The organism is Streptomyces toyocaensis (assembly GCF_000725125.1).
Lineage (GTDB): Bacteria > Actinomycetota > Actinomycetes > Streptomycetales > Streptomycetaceae > Streptomyces > Streptomyces toyocaensis.
Map to the genome: position 1 here is coordinate 1 of NZ_JFCB01000054.1, position 19,862 is coordinate 19,862.

16 protein-coding genes are annotated in these 19,862 nt (G+C 72.8%); 6 read left to right on the forward strand and 10 right to left on the reverse strand.

Annotation, left to right across the window (positions count from 1 at the left end; genetic code table 11):
- Window positions 1–72: 72 nt before the first annotated feature.
- Window positions 73–1,113 (forward strand): lytic polysaccharide monooxygenase auxiliary activity family 9 protein, encoded by a 1,041-nt coding sequence (locus tag BU52_RS31760; protein WP_037941094.1) that lies wholly within the window; start codon window positions 73–75, stop codon window positions 1,111–1,113.
- Between the two features lie 71 nt (window positions 1,114–1,184).
- On the opposite strand, the gene BU52_RS31765 is transcribed toward BU52_RS31760, so the two are convergent.
- Complete coding sequence (locus tag BU52_RS31765) at window positions 1,185–2,048, reverse strand: esterase/lipase family protein (RefSeq protein WP_037941095.1); 864 nt, start codon at window positions 2,046–2,048, stop codon at window positions 1,185–1,187.
- 176 nt (window positions 2,049–2,224) lie between these two features.
- A complete protein-coding gene (locus tag BU52_RS31770; RefSeq protein WP_037941097.1) occupies window positions 2,225–2,671 on the reverse strand; it encodes a MarR family winged helix-turn-helix transcriptional regulator in 447 nt (148 codons plus the stop codon).
- 83 nt (window positions 2,672–2,754) lie between these two features.
- On the opposite strand from BU52_RS31770, the gene BU52_RS31775 reads away from it, so the two are divergent.
- On the forward strand, window positions 2,755–3,129 hold the full coding sequence (locus tag BU52_RS31775) for a cupin domain-containing protein (protein WP_037941098.1): 375 nt from the start codon (window positions 2,755–2,757) through the stop codon (window positions 3,127–3,129).
- A gap of 11 nt (window positions 3,130–3,140) precedes the next feature.
- On the opposite strand, the gene BU52_RS31780 is transcribed toward BU52_RS31775, so the two are convergent.
- The gene (locus BU52_RS31780; protein ID WP_037941119.1) at window positions 3,141–4,109 is read right to left on the reverse strand and encodes a DNA polymerase Y family protein; all 969 of its coding nucleotides are present in this window, start codon (window positions 4,107–4,109) and stop codon (window positions 3,141–3,143) included.
- Entirely contained in the window at window positions 4,106–7,678 is a 3,573-nt protein-coding gene (locus BU52_RS31785) for a DNA polymerase III subunit alpha (protein ID WP_037941120.1), read from the reverse strand. Before BU52_RS31785 ends, BU52_RS31780 begins: the two co-directional genes overlap by 4 nt.
- 153 nt (window positions 7,679–7,831) lie before the next feature.
- Between BU52_RS31785 and BU52_RS31790 the strand changes: the two genes are divergently transcribed.
- Complete coding sequence (locus tag BU52_RS31790) at window positions 7,832–8,893, forward strand: DUF3533 domain-containing protein (RefSeq protein WP_037941099.1); 1,062 nt, start codon at window positions 7,832–7,834, stop codon at window positions 8,891–8,893.
- Window positions 8,894–8,951: 58 nt separating this feature from the next.
- Here the strand turns inward: BU52_RS31790 and BU52_RS31795 are convergent, their stop codons facing one another.
- The 3 genes from BU52_RS31795 to BU52_RS31805 form a co-directional block, all read right to left on the reverse strand.
- The gene (locus BU52_RS31795) at window positions 8,952–10,034 is read right to left on the reverse strand and encodes a S1 family peptidase (RefSeq protein WP_107061324.1); all 1,083 of its coding nucleotides are present in this window, start codon (window positions 10,032–10,034) and stop codon (window positions 8,952–8,954) included.
- A 402-nt stretch (window positions 10,035–10,436) separates the two neighbouring features.
- The gene (locus BU52_RS31800) at window positions 10,437–11,345 is read right to left on the reverse strand and encodes a S1 family peptidase (protein ID WP_037941101.1); all 909 of its coding nucleotides are present in this window, start codon (window positions 11,343–11,345) and stop codon (window positions 10,437–10,439) included.
- Window positions 11,346–11,681: 336 nt separating this feature from the next.
- Entirely contained in the window at window positions 11,682–12,833 is a 1,152-nt protein-coding gene (locus BU52_RS31805; RefSeq protein WP_235216473.1) for a DUF5685 family protein, read from the reverse strand.
- A gap of 299 nt (window positions 12,834–13,132) precedes the next feature.
- On the opposite strand from BU52_RS31805, the gene BU52_RS31810 reads away from it, so the two are divergent.
- A complete protein-coding gene (locus BU52_RS31810; RefSeq protein ID WP_037941105.1) occupies window positions 13,133–13,570 on the forward strand; it encodes a cell division protein SepF in 438 nt (145 codons plus the stop codon).
- A 52-nt stretch (window positions 13,571–13,622) separates the two neighbouring features.
- On the opposite strand, the gene BU52_RS31815 is transcribed toward BU52_RS31810, so the two are convergent.
- Window positions 13,623–14,813 carry an acyl-CoA dehydrogenase family protein gene (locus tag BU52_RS31815; protein WP_037941107.1) on the reverse strand — a complete coding sequence of 397 codons (1,191 nt, stop codon included), beginning with the start codon at window positions 14,811–14,813 and terminating at the stop codon, window positions 13,623–13,625.
- A gap of 76 nt (window positions 14,814–14,889) precedes the next feature.
- A complete protein-coding gene (locus tag BU52_RS31820; RefSeq protein ID WP_078903556.1) occupies window positions 14,890–16,548 on the reverse strand; it encodes an MFS transporter in 1,659 nt (552 codons plus the stop codon).
- Between the two features lie 265 nt (window positions 16,549–16,813).
- Between BU52_RS31820 and BU52_RS31825 the strand changes: the two genes are divergently transcribed.
- Window positions 16,814–18,109 (forward strand): mannosyltransferase family protein, encoded by a 1,296-nt coding sequence (locus BU52_RS31825; RefSeq protein ID WP_037941108.1) that lies wholly within the window; start codon window positions 16,814–16,816, stop codon window positions 18,107–18,109.
- A 226-nt stretch (window positions 18,110–18,335) separates the two neighbouring features.
- Entirely contained in the window at window positions 18,336–19,337 is a 1,002-nt protein-coding gene (locus tag BU52_RS31830; protein ID WP_037941109.1) for a phosphatase PAP2 family protein, read from the forward strand.
- Between the two features lie 63 nt (window positions 19,338–19,400).
- On the opposite strand, the gene BU52_RS31835 is transcribed toward BU52_RS31830, so the two are convergent.
- Window positions 19,401–19,616 (reverse strand): I78 family peptidase inhibitor, encoded by a 216-nt coding sequence (locus BU52_RS31835; protein ID WP_037941111.1) that lies wholly within the window; start codon window positions 19,614–19,616, stop codon window positions 19,401–19,403.
- Window positions 19,617–19,862: the final 246 nt, after the last annotated feature.

Here is a 19,862-nt window from a genome sequence, read left to right on the forward strand (position 1 = left end):
AGTTTCTGAACCACCCCACGGGATCCACCCCCCACAGGATCCGTGATCGCCGTCACGAGGAGTTGCTGCCGCATGTCCGCACGCCGCAAGGCCGCTGTCGCCGCCGTCGGTCTCGTCCCGCTCGCCCTGACCGGGCTGTCCGCCGCGCCGGCGTCCGCGCACGGTTCGATGGGCGACCCGGTCAGCCGGGTCGCGCAGTGCTACGCCGAGGGCCCGGAGAGCCCCACCTCGGCGGCGTGCGGGGCGGCGGTCGCGGCAGGCGGCACCCAGGCGCTCTACGACTGGAACGGCATCCGCATCGGTGACGCGGGCGGACGCCATCAGGAACTCGTCCCCGACGGCAAGCTGTGCAGCGCCGGCAACGAGGCGTTCAAGGGGCTCGACCTGGCCCGCGACGACTGGCCCGCGACGGGCGTGCGGAGCGGCTCGCACACCTTCAAGTACCGCGTGACGGCCCCGCACAAGGGAACCTTCAAGGTGTACATCACCAAGCCCGGGTACGACTCCTCGAAGCCACTGGCCTGGGACGACCTGGACCTGGCGAACCCGGTGGCGACGTCCACCGACCCGGCCGCGTCGGGCGGCTTCTACACCTTCACCGGCACCCTCCCCGAGCGCTCGGGCAAGCAGCTGCTCTACGCGGTGTGGCAGCGCTCGGACAGCCCGGAGGCGTTCTACTCCTGCTCGGACGTCACGTTCGGCGGCGGCTCCGCCCCCGCGGACGGGGGCGGAGCCGGCGGTGAGACCTCCGCCCCGGGCGACACGTCCCAGGAGGCGGCCGCCCCCGCGCCGGCGGCCTCCGCTCCGTCCGAGGAGCAGATCGAGGACGGTGCCGACACGTCGACCGTCGAGAACCACGGGCACGGTGACGACGATCCCCGCACCTCGGCCGAGCCGGCCGCGGCGGACCGCGGCACCGGCCGGGCCGCGTCGGACACCGGGGCGGCGAACCGGCCCAAGGCGGCCGGGGCGTCGGAGAACCTCGCGGAGACCGGCGGTGACGCCACCACCCCGTACCTGATGGTCGGTGGTGCCGCGGCGCTGGCGCTCGGCTCGGCGGCACTGTTCGCCTCCGCGCGGCGGCGCACGGCGACCGGGCGGCACGGCCGCTGACCCGACTCGGGGCCCTGTCCGGCGGCTCAGGCCGGACAGGGCCCCGACACGTTCATAGCGACCTGGACATGTCACCCAAGCACCGAGGCGCAGGTGGTCCGCTCGGCGTGGGCCGGGTCGAGGGCGTTGGCCACCTCGTGGAAGGCGATCCGGTCGACCAGCCCGATCGCCAGGTGTTCGGACAGGTCGAGCGGACAGAGGTCCTGGAGCAGCACGTTGCGCACGTTCGGTCCGGTCAGGAAGCCGCTGCGGTACGGGGTGACCACCTCGTCGTACCGGGTGGCGATGACGGTGTAGCGGACGCCGGGCACGGTGTCGCCGCCCGCGTTGAGTCTGGTGAGGAAGTCGGATCCGGCGACCTGGTCGGCGAGGGCGGGGGTGGCCTCGGTCAGCAGGCCCTCGGCCCCCGGGAAGTACGGCAGCAGCCTGGTGAGGCCGCCGAGGGTGGTGCCGTGGTTGCTGGGCGCGATGCCGACGAGGGCGTTCACCTCGTCCGCGCCGCCCAGGAACTTGAGGTAGTGGCGCGGCATCATGCCGCCCTGGGAATGGCCGACGATGTCGGTCTCGGCCGCGCCCGTCGCGGCGAGCACCTTGTCGACGAAGGCGTCGAGCTCTTCGGCGGACTTCTCGACGGGACCGAGGCCGTGGAAGAAGGGGACGCCGGGGAGCCGGCCGTAGTCGAGGGAGAAGACGCAGTAGCCGCGGTGCTTCAGATAGGGCGCGAGGCCCAGCCAGTTGTCGACGGAGTTGCCGAGGGTGCCGTGGACCAGGACGACGGGGCGGGGGTGGGCGGCGGAGGGCTCGCAGTCGTAGTCGTTCCAGCCCGAGGTGGGCGCGCCGGCGGTCTGCGCACTCGCCGCGGTGGGGGCGGTGACGGCGGCGGCGGTCAGCAGGAGCGCGGCCAGCGGTCCGAGCACTCGCTTCCAGGGCAGCATCGCGTGATCTCCTTGCGGTTCAAGGGGGGAAGGGTGGGGTCCTACGCCCTGTGATCCGGATCACGAGGATGCTGTTCACCCGTCAAGTTACGGGCGAGTAGTAGAAGGGGGAAGTTACGGGTCGGTAAAAACTTCCGGCAGCGGCCGACAACGGCACACCGGATCCTGATAGCGCGTCACCAGGCGGGACGAATCGGCCCGTCGGGCGTGATGCGCAGCAAACCCTCCCGCAGGGCGTGCACCTGCGCCTCCCCCAGCACGTCACCCCAGGCCCGCACGGCCTCCGCCGCCGCCTCTTCGGCAGCCCGGGCGCAGGCCCACCCCGCCTCGGTCAGGACGACCAGCCGTGCGCGCGCGTCCCCGGGGTGCGGGCGCCGCTCGGCGTACCCCTTGCGCACCAGCTCGTCGACGAGCTGACTCGCGGCCTGCTTGGTCACACCGAGGTGGACCGCAAGCTCGGTGACCGTCGCGCCGTCCGGGGCGAGGCGGGCGAACGCGTAACCGTGCACCGGCCGCACCCCTTCGAACCCGCGCGCGACCACACCGTCATGGATGCGCCGGGTGAGCTCCCCGGCGACGGCGAGCAGGGCGGCGGACAGGGCCATGGCCTCGGAGTTCTGCACAGGGGCATTGAAGCACCTTGACGAAATGGTCAACCTGCTTGAGTATATGGTCAAGCTACTTGACCATATGCCGGAGGTCCTTCATGCCCGTCGTCCGCCCGTCCGAAGCCGTCGTCCACGAGATGCACGGCGCCCGCTTCGTCTCGTACGCCACTCCGTCGACCGGCAGCAGGGAGCTGTGCGCCTGGCGGGGCGAGATCCCCGCGGGCACCCGGGCTCCCGCGCACACCGTCAGCCGGGAGGAGATCCTCCATCTGCTCGCGGGCGAGCTGCTGATCACCCTCGACGGCAGCCGCCACCGTGTCACCGCCGGCGACACGGTGATCGTCAACGCCGGCGCGACCCTCGCCGTCGAGAACCCGGCCGCCGAGGTCGCCGTCTCCTGGGTCACCGCGTCCCACGGTCTGGAGGCGACCCTGGCCGACGGCACGCGCATCGTGCCGCCATGGGCCAACTGAGCCGGCGCCCCTCAGGCGGCCAGGGCGCCCGGCATCACCGCGCGGGGGCCGAACCTCGCCCGCGCGCGGTCCGCGACCTCCTCGATCCTGCGCGCCTTCTCGTCGAGCGGATCGAAGGTGAGCTGGTGCGAGGCCCGTTCGGCGGGGTCGAGCCCCTCCGCGCGCAGCCCGATCGCGCGCACCCGGGCCCGCTGGAGGCCGAGCGCCTCGTAGAGGGCGTAGGCCGCCCCGGCGAGCGCGGCCGAGTGGGCGGTCGGCTCCGGGAGGGTGCGGGTGCGGGTGGTGGCGGACCTGTCGGCGTAGCGCACGGTGAGGGTGAGGCTCCGGCAGACCTTGTCGAGGGCGCGCAGCCGGGCGCCCAGCTCCTCGGCGGCCGAGAGGAGGGCACGGCGGTGCCGGCCGGGGTCCAGCTCGTCGCGGGTGAAGGGGCGTTCGGTGGCAGGCGACCGGGAGACCGCGTCCGGGACGACCCGCCCGCGGTCGACGCCGTTCGCCTTCTCATGCAGTTCGCGCCCGGCCCTGGCACCCACCAGCCGCTGCAGCGTGGACAGGGGGGCGGCGGCGACCCGGCCCAGCGTGTCGAGGCCGTACTCGCCCAGCGTGCGGGCGGTCCTGGTGCCGACGCCGGGCAGCGCGGCGACGGGCCGGCCGGCCAGGAAGTCCCGCACCTCGCCCCCGGCCACCGCGCGGGTCAGCCCCGGACGGGCGTCCCGCAGGGCCATGCGTGCCACCATCGGATTCGGCCCGGCGCCGATCACGCAGTCCACGCCGTGCAGGGCGAGGGCGCGCACCCGGATCACCGCGGCCAGTTCGAGGGCGGTGCGCCCGAAGTACCTTTCGGCGCCGCGCAGATCGGCCAGCGCCCCGTGCGGGGGCAGGGCCTGGACGACGGGGGTGAACTCCTCCAGCAGGCCGAGCAGCCCCGGCAGGGCGGCCTCGTCCGTCGAAGGCAGCTGGAAACGTACGCAGAGGATGGTCATCCCGCACTCCCCGGACTCCGGTGCCACAGCTTCCTTCCCACCGCGGGCCCTTCGCCCGCGGGACGCAGATCGGCCCAGGGGTGCATCTCGTACCCCGTGGGCATGCGGATCGTCCTGTCCTCCATCGGGTCCCGGGCCGCGGAACCGGCCGGCGCGGGCCGTCCGTCCGAACCGGCGAGCCGCCTGCGGGCCGGTCCGTCGCCGTCGTCACCGGCGGACCGGGGGCCGGCGGGCCCGGCGAGCCGGGCGGCGACGCCCTCCAGGCCCTCCTCCCGGCGGACCTCCAGCAGGTCGGCGAGGTTCCAGGCGGCGGAGCCGACCACGCTGAGGCTGCGCGGGCCGCGGCGCTGCACCACCCCGCGCACCAGCAGCAGCCAGGAGTGGAAGACGGTGTGGGCGCAGGCGTCGTGGGAGTCGTCGAAGAAGGCGAGGTCGACCAGGCCGGTGCCGTCGTCCAGGGTGGAGAAGATGACCCGCTTGCCGGAGCGGATGGGCGGGGTCTGGGTGGCCGCCTTGGCGCCCGCGACCAGCACGGTGTCCCCGTGCCGGGCCTCGCGCAGCCGCCGCGCGGAGACCACGCCCAGTTCCTGGAGGAAGGCGCCGTGGTCGTCCATCAGATGGCGTGAGACATCCATGGACAGCACCCCCAGTTCGGCGCTGAGCTTCTCCGACGGGGTGAGGTCGGGCAGCCCGGCCGGGGCCGTCCTCCGGCCGCCGGACAGGGGGAGCTGGTCGCCGCGGGTGCCGCGGGAGCCCCGGTGCAGTTCGGTCAGGTGCAGTTGCAGATCGCGCCGGTTGGCGCCGAACGCGTCCAGCGCGCCGACCTGGGCGAGGCGTCCGGCGAGCGGGCGGCTGGGGCGGGCCCGCTCCCAGAAGTCGAGCAGGGAGACGTACGGCTGCCCCTCGGCGATCCGGGCGGCCTCGGTCTCGCTGATCCCGTGCACGTCGGAGAGCGCGAGTCGCAGGCCCCACGTCCCCGGAACCTTCACCCCCTCCGGCTTCCCCGGCTCTCCCGGCCCCTCAGGCCCCTTCGATCCCTTTGATTCAGACACCAGTTCGATCCTGTGGGCGACCCCCGACTTGTTCACGTCCAGCGGCAGGACCGGCACCCCGCGCCGCCGCGCGTCCGCCAGCAGCAGCCGCTTCGGGTACATCCCGGGATCGTGGGTGAGCAACCCCGCGTAGAAGGCGGCCGGGTGATGTGCCTTCAGCCACGCCGACTGGTACGTCGGTACGGCGAAAGCGACCGCGTGCGCCTTGCAGAAGCCGTAGGAACCGAAGGCCTCGACGATCTCCCAGGTGCGACGAATCGTTTCCGCGTCATAGCCGCGGGCCGCGGCGTGCTGCGCGAACCAGACCTTGATCCGCCCCTGCGACTCCGGGTCGGACAGCCCGCGACGCACCCGGTCCGCCTCGCCGCGGCCACAGCCGGTCAGGGTGGCCACGATGTCGATGACCTGCTCGTGGAAGACGACGACCCCGTACGTCCCCTTCAGCGGCTCCTCCAGGTCCGGGTGCGGATAGCGCACCGGCGCCCGTCCGTGCCGCGCCTCGATGAACGGCCGCACCATGTCGGCGGCGACCGGTCCGGGCCGGAAGAGGGAGATGTCGACGACCAGGTCGTGGAACGTGGCCGGCTGGAGCCGCCCCACCAGGTCCCGCTGGCCCGGCGACTCGATCTGGAAGCAGCCGAGCGTCTCGGTGGACCGGATCAGCCCGTACGTCGCGGGGTCGCCCTCCGGCACCGCGTCCAGGTCGATCCGCTCCCCGGTCGCCCGTTCCACCTCGGTGACGGCGTGCGCCATCGCCGACTGCATCCGCACGCCCAGCACATCGAGCTTGAGCAGCCCCAGGTCCTCGACGTCGTCCTTGTCGAACTGCGCCATGGGGAAGCCCTCGCCGCTGGTCGGCACCACCGGCGTACGGGTCAGCAGCGAGGCGTCGGACAGCAGGACGCCGCAGGGGTGCATGGCGATGCCGCGCGGGAGCGCGTCGAGGGCTTCCACCAGCTCCCACAGCCTGCCGTACTTCTCCTTCTCCCCCGCCAGTTGCCGCAGTTCGGGCAGTTCCTCGAGCGCCGCGCGGGCGTCGCGGGCGCGGATGTGCGGGAAGGACTTGGCGATCCGGTCGATCTCGGCCGGGTCCATGGACAGCGCCGCGCCGACGTCACGGACGGCGTGGCGCACCCGGTACGTCTCCGGCATGGCGACCGTGGCGACCCGCTCGGTGCCGAACCGGTCGATGATCGCGCGGTAGACCTCAAGACGCCGGGCGGACTCCACGTCGATGTCGATGTCGGGCAGCACGACGCGCTCCTTGGAAAGGAAGCGCTCCATCAGCAGCCCGTGCGCCACCGGGTCGGCGTGCGCGATGCCGAGGAGGTGGTTGACCAGGGAGCCGGCACCGGAGCCGCGCGCGGCGACCCTGATGCCCATGTCCCGCACGTCGTCGACGACCTGGGAGACGGTCAGGAAGTAGGAGGCGAAACCGTGGTGGGCGATGATGTCCAGCTCGTGGTGCATCCGCTCCCAGTACGCGCGGCGGCCGGCGTAGCCGCGCATCACCATGCCCGCCGCCGCCCGGGAGGCCAGCGTCCGCTGGGCGGTGCGGCGGCCCGCGCCGACGAGGTGCGGCTCGGGGAAGTGGACGCTGCCCATGCCGAGGTCGTCCTCGGGGTCGACCCGGCACTCCGCGGCCGTGGCCTGCGTCTGTTCGAGGAGCCGGAGGGCGGCCTCGCGCCGGAAGCCCGCGGCCGCCACGATCCGCTCGGCCGCCTCCAGCATGGCGCCCTGGCCCTTGAGCCAGGCCTCCCCCGGGTCCAGCCCTCCGGCCGGGTCGACGGGGACCAGCCGGCGGGCGGCGTCCAGCACGTCGGCGACCGGGCCGAGACCGGGGTCGGCGTAGCGGACGGCGTTGCTGAGAACGGGCCGGACGTGCTGTTCCGCGGCGAAACCCAGGGTGCGGGCGGCCAGCCGCAGGGAGCCGGGTCCTGTGCCCTCGCGTCCGTGCCAGGTGGCCTCCAGGCGCAGGGCGTCGCCGTACACCTCCCGCCAGGGGGCGAGCAGCCGGACGGCGCGGTCGGGACGGCCCGCGGCGAGGGCGCGGCCGACGTCGGAGTCGGGGCCGAGGAGGACGGTCAGACCGTCGGCGTGGTTGGCGTCCCAGGTCAGCAGCGGGAGCCCGTCATGGGTGTGGGCGGCGGAGACCAGGCGGCACAGGTCGGCCCAGCCGCGGGCGCCGTCCCGGGCGAGGAAGGTGACGCGGGGGGCCGACTCGTCGATGAAGGCGCCGCCGCGCACCGGGGTGCGGCGCCTCTCCCGCCGCACGGACTCGTCGCCCCCTGGTGCCGCCGGCGCCGCGACCGCCAGCTCCGCGCCGAACAGCGGACGGACGCCCGCCTTCGCGCAGGCCTTGGCGAAGCGGACGGACCCGGCGAGGGTGTCGCGGTCGGTGAGGGCGAGGGCGTCCATGCCCCGCTCCGAGGCGCGCTCGGCCAGCCGCTCCGGGTGGGAGGCGCCGTAGCGCAGGGAGAACCCGGAGACGGTGTGCAGATGCGTGAAACCCGGCACACGCACCTCCCGCACTCGTGAGCCCCGACCGACTCTCGAACAATTGTTCCAGCTACCTCACCCCCACCATAGACCAATTTTCGAATGAGTGTGCGACAGCCATTCAGCCCCCTCCCACCTGCGCAAACGTCAATTCCCCCGGACCGTGGAGGCATGACGCAGAGCGCCGGCGCCGGTACTCGCCCCGGTTCGTTCCTCGGCGAGGTGCGGGACGCCGTCACCCCACGGGCCACCCTGCTCGTGCTCGGCGTGATCGCGCTCCAGCTGCTGTTCATCACCTCCTACGTGGGCGCCCTGCACCATCCGAAGCTGCGGGACGCGCCCTTCGGGGTCGTCGCGCCCCAGGCCGCGGCCGGGCAGGCGGTGACCCGGCTGGACCGGCTGCTCGGCTCCCCGCTGGACCCGCGGCCGGTGCCCGACGAGGCCGCCGCCCGCGAGCAGCTCGGGAACCGGGATCTCGACGGCGCCCTGCTCCTCGACGCCGGGGGGACCACCGACACCCTGCTGGTCGCCACCGGCGGCGGCACCACGCTGGCCGCCTCGCTGCAGCGGCTCGTCACCGATCTGGAGAGGTCCGAGGGGCGTACCGTGCGGGTCGTCGACGTCGCTCCGGCCTCCGCCCAGGACGCAGGCGGACTCTCGTCCTTCTACGTGGTGGTGGGCTGGTGCGTGGGCGGCTATCTGTGCGCGTCGATCCTGGCGATCAGCGCGGGCGCCCGGGCGCCCACCCCGCGCCGCGCGGTCATCCGGCTCGGCACCATGGCCCTGGTCGCGCTCGTCGGCGGACTCGGCGGGGCCCTCGTCGTCGGACCGGCCCTGGACGCGCTGCCGGGCGGGTTCGCGGCCCTGTGGGGGCTGGGCGCGCTGATCACCTTCGCCGTGGGCGCCGCCACGCTCGCCCTGCAGGCCGTCTTCGGCGTCGTCGGCATCGGTGTGGCCATCCTGCTCGTGGTGATCCTCGGCAACCCGAGTGCGGGCGGGGCACTGGCGCCGCCGCTGCTCCCGCCGTTCTGGGCGGCCGTCGGTCCTGCGCTGCCGCCGGGCGCGGGCACCTGGACGGCCCGCTCGATCGCGTACTTCGGGGGCAGCGCGGTGACCGTCCCGCTGCTGGTCCTGTCGGCGTGGGCCGTGGCGGGCACCGCCGTCACCCTGCTGATGGCGGCACTGCGGCGCAAGCGGGCGGGCCCGGCCCCGCGGCCCGCGCCCGGCCCGTGAGAACGCGGACGTCCCGCCCCTCCGCGACGGAGGGACGGGACGTCGTGACGGAGCGCGCTCAGCCGATCTGCGTACCGGTGGCCGACAGGGCCTCCGTCACCGGCTGGAAGAAGGTCGTGCCGCCCGAGGTGCAGTCGCCGCTGCCGCCGGAGGTGAGGCCGACCGCCTTGTCGCCCGAGAAGAGCGAGCCGCCGCTGTCGCCGGGCTCGGCGCACACGTCGGTCTGGATCAGACCGTTGACGATGTCGCCGTTGCCGTAGTTCACGGTGGCGTCCAGACCGGTGACCGCGCCGGAGTGCACCTGGGTCGTGGAGCCGCTGCGGGTGACCTGCATGCCCACGGTGGCCTCGGCGGCGCCGGAGATCGCCTGCGCGGAGCCGTCGTAGAGGTTCACCTCGCTCGGGTGGGCCACGTCCGCGGTGTACTTGACCAGGCCGTAGTCGTCACCCGGGAAGCTGGACGCCGCGTTCTCGCCGATCACGTTGCCCGAGGAGTCCGACCAGGTGGAGATCCCCTCGGTGCAGTGCCCGGCGGTGAGGAAGTGCGGCTCACCGCCCTTGGTCACGTTGAAGCCGAGCGAGCAGCGCCCGCCGTTTCCGGTGATGGCGTCGCCGCCCGCGACGAAGGGCTTGTACTCGCCCTTGGTGCGCTGGAGTTCGGCCTTGCCGCCCAGCCCGTCGACGACCTCGGTCAGCTTGGCCCACTCGGCCTCGGAGACGGTGCGGTCCGCGGTGACGACGACCTTGTTGGTGGTCGGGTCGGTCACCCAGGAGGTGCCCGGGATGGTGGCGTCCTGCTTGAGGGTGGTGCGCGCGCTCTTCAGCTCGGCGAGGGAGTGCGCCACGACTCTCGCCTCGGCGCCGGCCGACTCGACGGTCTCGGCGGCGGCCTCGTCGAGCACGTTCACCACGAGGCTCTTGGTCTTCGCGTCGTAGTACGTGCCGGCCGCGTCGGCGCCCAGGTCCTGGGCGAGCGTCGAGGCGAGTTTTCCGGCCGCCTGGAACGAGAGGGTCCGGGGCGCCGCGTCCGCCGGGACCTCGCTGGCGTTCGCAGTCTGGAAGGTGACCGCCCCGGCGGCCAGTGCGGCGATGCCCGCACCCGCCATGACGGCACGTCGCCTGGATATGCGTCGGTGCTTCAACTCACGTCCTCCTGTGGGGGACGGCCCGGGAGGTTGTGGGGACCCCATCGGACCGGAAGGCGTACGGTCACGGGGGTGCTGTACGAGAAAAGCCACGCCCGTGCCGGTCGAACGGCGCCTACTCTTCCGAACCTCACAGGGAGCACACAAGGTCGACTTCAGGACGTGCGTACGGCAACGGCCGTGCGCCCTCTATGTCCTGACAGGTCATGGACAGGCAGGACGGTTCGCACTGCAAACGTTACGAGGCGGTGACCGGTGGTGCGGTCGACGGAACCCACCCCTGGCTTGAAATCACCCCCGGGTTCCGGGCACATGAAAGGACGAACCCCCGCACGCGGCTGCGTGCGGGGGTTCGTCTGCAGGCGGAACCAGTGGGACCGGTGGTGCGCGGAGCCGGTCCTAGTAGACGCTGACCCCGTAGGCGCTCAGGGCCTCGGTCACCGGCTGGAAGAAGGTCGTGCCGCCGGAGGAGCAGTTGCCGCTGCCGCCGGAGGTCAGACCGTACGCGGTGCCGTTGCTGCCGTACAGCGGGCCGCCGGAGTCGCCGGGCTCGGCGCAGACCGTGGTCTGGATGAGGCCGTAGACGACGTCGCCGCCACCGTAGTTGACGGTCGCGTTGAGGGCGGTGACCCGGCCGCTGTGCGTGCCCGTGGTCGAGCCGTCACGGATGACGGTGGTGCCCACGCTCGGGGTGGCGGCGCGGGTGATGTCCACGCCGTTCGCGGTGCCGGGCTTGCTCACCGAGGAGTTGGTGTACCGGACGATGCCGTAGTCGTTGCCCGGGAAGCTGGAGCCGGCCGTCGAGCCGAGCGTCGTGGTGCGGCCGGAGTTGGAGTACCAGGTGCCCGCGCCGTCCGTGCAGTGACCGGCGGTCAGGAAGTACTCGGCTCCGCTGCTGCTGCGGACGTTGAAGCCGAGGGAGCAGCGCCAGCTGCTCGCATAGATGGCGTCGCCGCCCTGGATGAGCTTGGTGAACTTGCCCGGGGTGCGCTTGATGGTGATCGCCCCGGCGTCGTCCCCGGCCTGCCGCTTGATCTTGTTGATCTCGGCCTGGGAGACGGTGCTGTCGACGGTGACGAGCACCCGGTTGGTCTTGCTGTCGACGGCCCAGGCGGTGCCCGGGACGTCGGCCTTCAGCACCGAGCCGCTGACGCTCTTGAGCTCGGCGGAGCTGAAGGTGGTGGGGGTGTCGGCCGCGTTCGCGCTGGGGATCGCGAAGGCGGCAGCGGCCACGAGGCCGGCGGATACGGCGGTCAGCCGAGTCCGTCTCGAGATGCCGCTACGGGGGGTGGTGCGCTTGATCCTCACTTCTCGTTCCTCCACAAAGGAAGTAGGGGGCCCTCGTGGGGTTGTGGGCCCGTGAGGCGCAGTCAGGGGGCCGAGTGCCCGGATTCCGAACACGTCGTGCCCCTGACAAGCGCTGGTGGCGAGTATTCGGCCGACCGACCGTTCGGCGCAAGGGTGCCTTTCGGCCGTCAACCTTTGAACCATGTAGGAGATTTGGTCCGCGCCCGACAGCGCATCACAGGAGGTCACACCCGCCTGACGGCCGGTCGAACAGCCACACGGTGTCCGGAATTCGCCCCTCCGGATAGCGTGCCGGCACCGCACCGCCGCCCTGTGTGGCCCGCCCGCCGAAGCGGCTCAGCAGTCGCAGCCGCAGTCGCAGCCGCCGTCCTCACCGCAGCAACTGCAGCAGTTGCAGCACTCACAGCAGTTGCAGCAGTCGCCGCACCCACTGCAGTCGCAGTTGGTGCAGGGGCCCTGCTTGGACTCCCGGGTCCAGGGGTCCTCGTAGGTGCCGCAGCACAGTTGGCAGGTGCAGGCGAGTCCCAGCCACACCGCGCAGCCGGCGAGCGCTCCGCGCCGGTCGCGGCGCGGCGGTTCGGGAGGCGGTGGGGCACCGGGGGTGCCGGGAGGGGCGTAGGGACCGCTTCCGTGGGCACAGGATTCCGTACCGAAGGCACGATGGACGGAGTTGGGGAGTTCATGGACGAGCAGCCGGTGGGCGAGGCCGCCGTCGGAGAACTCGACCTCCCGCAGCGCGAGCCGGATGCCGCGCACCGCGTCGTCGGCGAGCCGGCGGGCCTCGTGAAGCGGGGTGCCGGTGGCGGTGAGCGGGTTCCAGGCGCCCGAGGCGGCGTCGGACTCCCGGTCCTCCACGGCGTCCAGCAGATGTGCGAGGCGCCCGAAGAGGGCTCCGGCCTCCGCCAGCGGTCCGGCGTTGTGCGGCCGCCCGGCGAGCACCGCGGTGTGCGCGAAGGCCGCGGCGGTCGCGGTCTCGGTCGGCTCGGTGACGGCGAGGACCGGAGTGCCGGGCCCGGCGAGCGTCTCGATGCCGGTCTGCCGGTCCACGGCGTCGAGGAGGACGGCCGTGTCGAACCCGATGTCCGAACCGGTCCGCGTCCCGGCCCGGTCCCAGCTCGCGGCGACCCGGCGCGCGGCGAACGCCACCGGCCCGCGCGCCAGCAGCCCGTCCCCGTCGGCGACGTGGTCGCGCACCTTGGCGGAGGCGAGTACGAGGGAGACGGCCGCCGCGAGCCGCGCGCCCTCACCGTGTGCGACGGACGCGCTGCGCATGCCGCGCAGCGGACAGGGTCCCGCGGTGCGCCGTCCCGCCTCGGCGGGCCCGGACTGAGCCTCCGTCAGAACGGATATGAGGAGCCCGTCGTAATGAGTGACGATGCGTGCGAACTGTCCGTGGTCCGCCCGCAGGGCGAGGCACAGCCCGCACAAATGGGCCATCCACTGGGCGGTGAGCTTCTCCCCGAGCCGGTGCCGGCACGGCCTGACCATTCCGAACACGACGTCCCCCCGTGCTGTCGTACGACGCTGAGCGGCCGCATCGTATCGGCCACGGCGTTCACCCGTACGTACCCCTCATCACCCGGACGCCGGGAAGAATCATATTTCACTCACAGTCAGCAGCCGTTTACCTCAAGACCCTTGGGAAACACGGACTCTCGACGGATTCGCTGTGCACCAGTACCGTCACAAACCCCCCGCGCGGCGTCTATCCACTTGGCGCGCCATCCGCATCATGGACGACCATAGGGATGCGGAAAGCAGAAAGAACGCTGTGAGAGGAGGCGTCCATGGGATCGGTACGCAAGGCGAGTGCCTGGCTTGGCCTCGTCGACGACAACGAAGACGAGCGTTACTACGACGACGACTACTCCGACGGGCCCGAGACCGGGGAGGCCTGGGTCACCGATCCGCGGGTCAAGGTGGCCTCGGACGTCGCCGAGGAGAAGGGCCGCCGCATCGGCACGGTCACCCCGGACAGCTTCCGGGACGCCCGCGCCATCGGCGAGCTGTTCCGCGAGGGTGTCCCCGTCATCATGAACCTCACGGCCATGGACGCAGGCGACGCCAAGCGCGTCGTCGACTTCGCGGCGGGACTGATCTTCGGCCTGCGCGGTTCCATCGAGCGTGTCTCCAACCGGGTGTTCCTGCTCAGCCCGGCCGACACCGAGGTCGTCAGCGGTGAGCCGGCCGCCCACCGTTCGGACGGCTTCTTCAACCAGAGCTGAGGCAGGGCCGCTCGCCGGCCCTGCCTCCGCGTGGGTCCTTCCGCGGCCGGGTCTACCGGAACGCGTCGATTCCGGTGAGCGCCTTGCCCAGCACGAGCTGGTGCATCTCCACGGTGCCTTCGTAGGTGAGCACCGATTCCAGGTTCGTCGCGTGCCGCATCACGGGGTACTCGAGCGAGATCCCGTTGGCCCCGAGGATCGTACGAGCCGTACGGCAGATGTCGATGGCCTCGCGCACGTTGTTGAGCTTGCCGAAGCTGACCTGCTCGGGACGCAGGCGGCCGGCGTCCATGCGCCGCCCCAGGTGATGGGCGAGCAGCATCCCCTTGTGCAGTTCGACCGCCATGTCGGCGAGCTTGGCCTGGGTCAGCTGGAACCCTCCGATGGGCCGGCCGAACTGCTCCCGTGACCTGGCGTAGCCGAGGGCCGCCTCGAACGAGCTCCGCGCGGCGCCCATCGCGCCCCAGACGATTCCGTACCGGGCGTGCGAGAGACAGCTGAGCGGCCCCTTGAGCCCGGTCACCTCCGGCAGCACGGCGTCGGCCGGCAGCCGTACGTCGTCCATGACCAGCTCGCTGGTGACGGAGGCGCGCAGGGACCACTTGTGCTTGATCTCGGGCGCCGAGAACCCGGCGCTGTCGGTGGGCACGGCGAAGCCGCGGATGCCGTCGTCGGTCTGCGCCCACACCACCGCGACACCGGCCACGGACCCGTTCGTGATCCACATCTTCCGCCCGTTGAGCACCCAGTCGCCGCCGTCGCGCTTGGCGTGGGTGCGCATCGCGCCTGGGTCGGAGCCGATGTCGGGCTCGGTGAGCCCGAAGCAGCCGATGACCTCGCCGGAGGCCATCCGCGGCAGCCACTGCCGCTTCTGCTCCTCGCTGCCGAAGCGGTGGATGGCGTACATGGCGAGCGAGCCCTGGACGGAGACCAGGGAACGGATCCCGGAGTCGGCGGCCTCCAGCTCCAGACAAGCGAGTCCGTACTGCACGGCGCTCGCCCCGGCGCAGCCGTGACCCTCGAGGGACATGCCGAGCGCGCCGATCCCGCCGAGTTCCCGGGCCAGCTCCCGGATGCCGGGCAGCTCGCCCTTCTCGTACCAGTCCGCGACGTACGGCAGAACCCGGTCCGCCGCCCAGCCGCGCACCGTGTCCCGGATCGCCAGGTCCTCCGGCTCCAGCAGGTCGTCGAGGCCGAGGGGGTCGGCGGGATCGAAGGGGGGCAACTTCGCGGACGCGGACATGGGAGACCCTCCGGGGGCTGATCCGGGACAACTCCGGGACATCGACTGGCACTGCCGGTCACGGCTCGGGGCGACGTTACGACGCGGTCTCCCGCACGTCCACCCCGTCCCGGCGGGCGTGGCCCACACCGTCGCCGTGGAGGACCCGGGGCTCGACGGCCGCCCGCGGCGCGGGCACCTCCACGGCCGCCGGCTCGCACTGCATGACCCGCGGCAGCCTGAGCGCCATCGCAGCCCCGAGCAGCAGCAGCCCCGCGCTCACCAGGAGGGTCACGTGCAGGCCGTGCACGAAGGAGTGGCGCGCCGCCTGCCGCAGGGCGTCCCCGGCGGGCCCGCCGAGCTGCGCCGCCACCTCGTAGGCCTCGCCCAGGGAGTGTCCCGCGGCGGTGGACGCCGTCGTGGGCACCCCGGGGACGCCGGTGAGGCCGGGCGCGTAGGCCGCGTTCATCACGCTGCCGAGGAGCGCTATCCCTATCCCGGCGCCCAGCTGGTACGACGTCTCACCGATCGCCGCCGCCCCGCCGGCCCGTTCCGGCGGCGCCTCGCTGAGCATCGACTCGTACGCGCCGAACAGCGTGGTCTCCAGGCCGAAGCCGAGCAGGACGAAGCCGACGAGCAGCAGTGGGGCGTTGTCCTGGCCGCCCATCGCGGTCAGGAGGACCACCGCGCCGGCGGTCAGGCAGAAGCCGGAGCAGACCATGCGGCGCGGGCCGAATCCGCGCAGCAGTCGCGCGCCCGCCAGTCCCGCCGCCATCGCGGCGACCGTCAGCGGCAGCAGGCGCAGCCCGGTCTCCAGCGGGGAGAGCCCGAGGACGAGCTGGAGGTACTGCGCCGCGATCAGTTCCAGGCCCACCAGGGCGAGCATCGCCAGCACGATGCAGCCCACGGACGTGCTGAACGCCGGGCGGGCGAACATCCGCAGGTCGACCAACGGGTGTGCCCGGCGCCGCTGCCGGCGCACGAAGGCGGTGAGCAGTCCGGCGCCCAGGAGCAGCGGCAGCACGGTCCACACGCCGGTGGCGCTATCCCCGCCGCCGAGCCGCTTCACGCCGAGGACCAGCGCGAACAGCCCGACGGCGGCCATCAGCGCGCCGGCCACGTCCCAGGGGCCGCTGCCGTCGCCCTTGGACTCCGGCAGCAGGATCCGCCCCACGGGCAGGCTGACCAGCATCAGCGGGATGTTGACGAGGAAGACCGAGCCCCACCAGAAGTGCTCCAGCAGCAGGCCGCCGAGCAGGGGCCCGACCGCCGCGCCCACCGCGGCGACCGCGCTCCACAGGCCGATGGCGAGCGCCCGTTCGCGCCGGTCCGGGAAGACCTGGCGCAGGATCGACAGGGTCGCCGGCATGATCATGGCGCCGCCGACGCCGAGCAGCGCCCGCGCCAGGATCAGCATCGGGGCGTTGTCCGCGAGGGCCGCCAGGCCGGAGGCGACGCCGAACAGGGCGTAGCCGAGCAGGAGGACACGTCTGCGCCCGACCCGGTCACCCAGGGTGCCGAACAGGATCAGCAGCGAGGCGCAGACCAAGGGGTAGGCGTCAACGATCCAGAGCAGTTCCAACGCGCCGGGCCTGAGGTCCTCGGTGACGGCGGGCACCGCCACGTGCAGCACGGTGGCGTCGACGGCGACCAGCAGCAGGCTGACGCAGAGGACGACGAGCACCACCCAGCGGTTGGCACCTGCCCCGGCCGCCCGACGGCGCAGCGCGGCGGCGGCCGTGGTCGTCCCGGACATGTACACGTACCTCCCAGATGTTCCCTCGCGATCGGCGGGCTCACGGGGTTGGGGACTCCCCCGTGACTCGGCCGGAGAGGAGCGGTGGTCTCCGGCCCGCGCAGCGAACGGCGAGTGACACGTCAGAGTACGCGAGTGGGCGCCGAGGTCGAGTGGTGAGCCTCTCACTGCTCCGGCGGATCGGTGTGGCGTGTGCCACGTGTCCGGTCCGGTGCGCGTGCCGTCAGGGGCGGGCCGGTTCCGGGCCGGGTCGATAATCGGGCCCGTGAACGATCTCGAGACACGCGCCGTCCCGGCCCGCCCCGGGGCCTTGCGCCGGGCGGCGCCGGCGCTTCTCGGGTACGCCGCGGTGCGTGCCCTGGGACTGGCCGTGCTGTTCCTGTGGAGCGAGGCCCGCGGCAAGAGCGCGTACACCGTGCTGACCGCCCGCTGGGACGCGCTCTGGTACGCGCGCGTCGCCGAGCGGGGGTACGGCTACGAGGTGCGGCTTCCGGGCGGCGACGTGCACTCCGACCTGGCGTTCTTTCCACTGCTCCCCTGGCTGGAGCGGCTGGTGGCGGCCGTCTCCCCGCTGTCGTACGCCGACGGGGGCTTCCTTGTCGCCGTGTCCGCCTCGCTCGCCGCGGCCTGGGGGATCTTCGCCGTGGCGGACCACGTGCACGGGCCGCGGGCGGGGGTGTGCGCGGTGCTGCTGTGGGCGGTGCTTCCGGTCGGGATCGTGCAGTCGATGGCGTACAGCGAGTCCCTGTTCACCGCGCTCGCCGCGTGGTCGCTGTACGCCGTGCTGACGGGCCGCTGGGTGACGGCGGGCGTCCTGGCGGGGCTGGCGGGGCTGACCCGGCCGGTCGGGCTCGCGGTGGTCGCCGCGGTGTGGGCGGCGGGCATCGCCGCCTTCCTGCGGGAACGGGCCGTCCCCCCGCGCGGGGGCACCTCTTTCGGGCGGGACCGCAGCACGGTGGCGGCCGACGGCGCGCGGACCGGCGAGGGCGCCGTCACCACCGCGACCGCCCGGCGCGTGCGCCCACCGGACGGCGCCCAGCACGTCCCGGGCGCCCCCGACGACCGCCCGCGCCGGGTCCTCGGCATGCTCCTCGCGCCCCTCGGAGCCGCCGGTTACGTTCTGTGGGTGGGGCACCGGACGGGGAACGGCCCGCTGGGATATCTCGATGTGCAGGCCGGGTGGCGGAACGGTTTCGACGGCGGCTATGCCTTCGCCCGCTTCGTCGCGGCCCTGTTCACGTCGTTCCCGTCCGCCCTGGCAGGGCTCGCACTGGTGGTCGGCGTCGGTCTCGTGGTGTGGCTGTACGTGGTGTGCGTACGGCAGCGGCAGCCGCTCCCCCTGCTGGTGTACGCCGGGGTGGTCACCGCGCTCGCCCTGTGCGCGTCGAGCTACTTCGGTTCGAAGCCGCGGCTGCTGCTGCCCGCGTTCCCCCTGCTGCTGCCGCTCGCCGTGGCCCTGGCCCGGTGGCGCGCGCCCCGGCGGGCGCTGGTCGTGGGGACGGCCGCGACGGCCGCGGCGCTGTACGGCGCCTTCTGGCTGAGCGGCTCCGGCCCGCCCTGACACACCCGGACGGCCGATGAGCGCCGGGGAAATTCCGCGCCAGGCCCCGGTGAACGAATTCATAAGCGCGATAAAACCGTCACCTCGAATGATCAAAAGAATGGAAGGCCGCAGCGCGGATACGCAGGAAATAAAGGCTCTCCTGAGAGGAATCCCACATCACATCGTCATCACAAAGACGCTGATTCGGCGGGCCTGTGCGCTCACTCGCTGTAACGTCGATTGGGTGCGTACCGATCGGAACCACACCCGTCTGGACCGGGTGTTCGCGAGGCTGGACCGTGAGCCGGAACGACCGGCTCTCGTCGGCATGCCGCGAATGAGCCGGCACCGGATGGTGCTCTTCGGCGCCACCCTGGCCTTCTACGTGGCGATCGTGTGGGCCGTGCTGATCACCTCCTGGCTGGTCCGCCTGGACTGGCAGGTGATGTTCTTCCGCCCCTACCAGCAGTGGCCGGAGCTCCACGCCTTCGTCGACTACTACGTGGTGCTCGGCCAGCGCGGCCCGACCGCCGTGATGGTCGCGGCCTGGCTGGGCTGGCGCTCGTGGCGGCAGCACACGCTGCGCCCCCTGCTCGCCCTCGGTGTCTCCCTGCTGCTGCTCAACGTCACCGTGGGTGCCGCGAAGTACGGCATGGGGCGCCTCGGACCGCACTACGCGACCGAGATCGGCTCGAACGAGATGTGGCTCGGCGGCGATATATTTCCCAGCGGCCACACCGCCAACGCCGTGGTGACCTGGGGAATCCTGGCCTACCTGGCCTCCACCCCGAGAGCGCGCCGCTGGCTCTCCGCCCTGTCCGCGGTGACCTCGCTGGGCGTGGGGCTGTCCACCGTCTACATCGGCACCCACTGGCTGAGCGATGTGGTCCTGGGCTGGGCCGCGGGTCTGCTGATCCTGCTCGCGCTTCCCTGGTTCGAGCCGGTGATCGCGCGCGCCGAGGACCGCGTCTTCGACCTGCGCGACCGCTGGCGGGCCCGCCGGGGCCGTACGGCGCCGGCGGTGGGACCGGTCGCCCGGCCCGTCGTCCTCGAGCCGCTCACCGACCGCGCCGGCCCGGCTCCCGAACCGGTGTCCCCGGGCCGCCCGGTCCGGCCGCCGGTCTATCTGGCGCCCGGCCCGCACACCACCCGTGCGGAGCGCTCCCCGGTCAGCCCCGCAGGCAGCCGCCGTCCGCCGCACCCGGAGCGCCACCCGCGCGGTACGACGTCGGCGACCCGCCCCTGACGGCCGCACGGCACACACGGCGACGGCTCCCGTTCCTGGCGGAACGGGAGCCGTCGCCGTGTCTCAGCCCTTCCAGGCCCGCGCCACCCGGCCGTCCTTCACCTCGAAGTTCAGCCGGCCCACGCGGTACTCCATGGTGATGATCGTCCCCGGAGCCAGCGCCCGCACGGTCGACCAGCCGCGTTCGCGCGCGAGGCGTTCGGCCCGGTCGGCGGCGAGGCCGACATACGCGTCCGGACTGTCGTGGGGTTCCGCGGAGGGTGTCGGAATGGGTGCCATACGGCCACGCTATGCCCTGCCCCCCGAGCGGGGAAGTCCGCACCGGGAACGGCGGGTCCGGTCCCCCGGCGGTCACACTTGTGTCACAGGATCACGACAGACGTTCACGACGGTGGCCGTCACCCGAATGGGCGGTTCGGTACCTCTTTCGCGGGCATTCGAACACAATTCCCGCGTGGCACACTGCCGCCGTCACAAAGCCCGGCGGAAAGTGCCCGGGAAAGCGCTCCCGGGACCCCTTTCCTT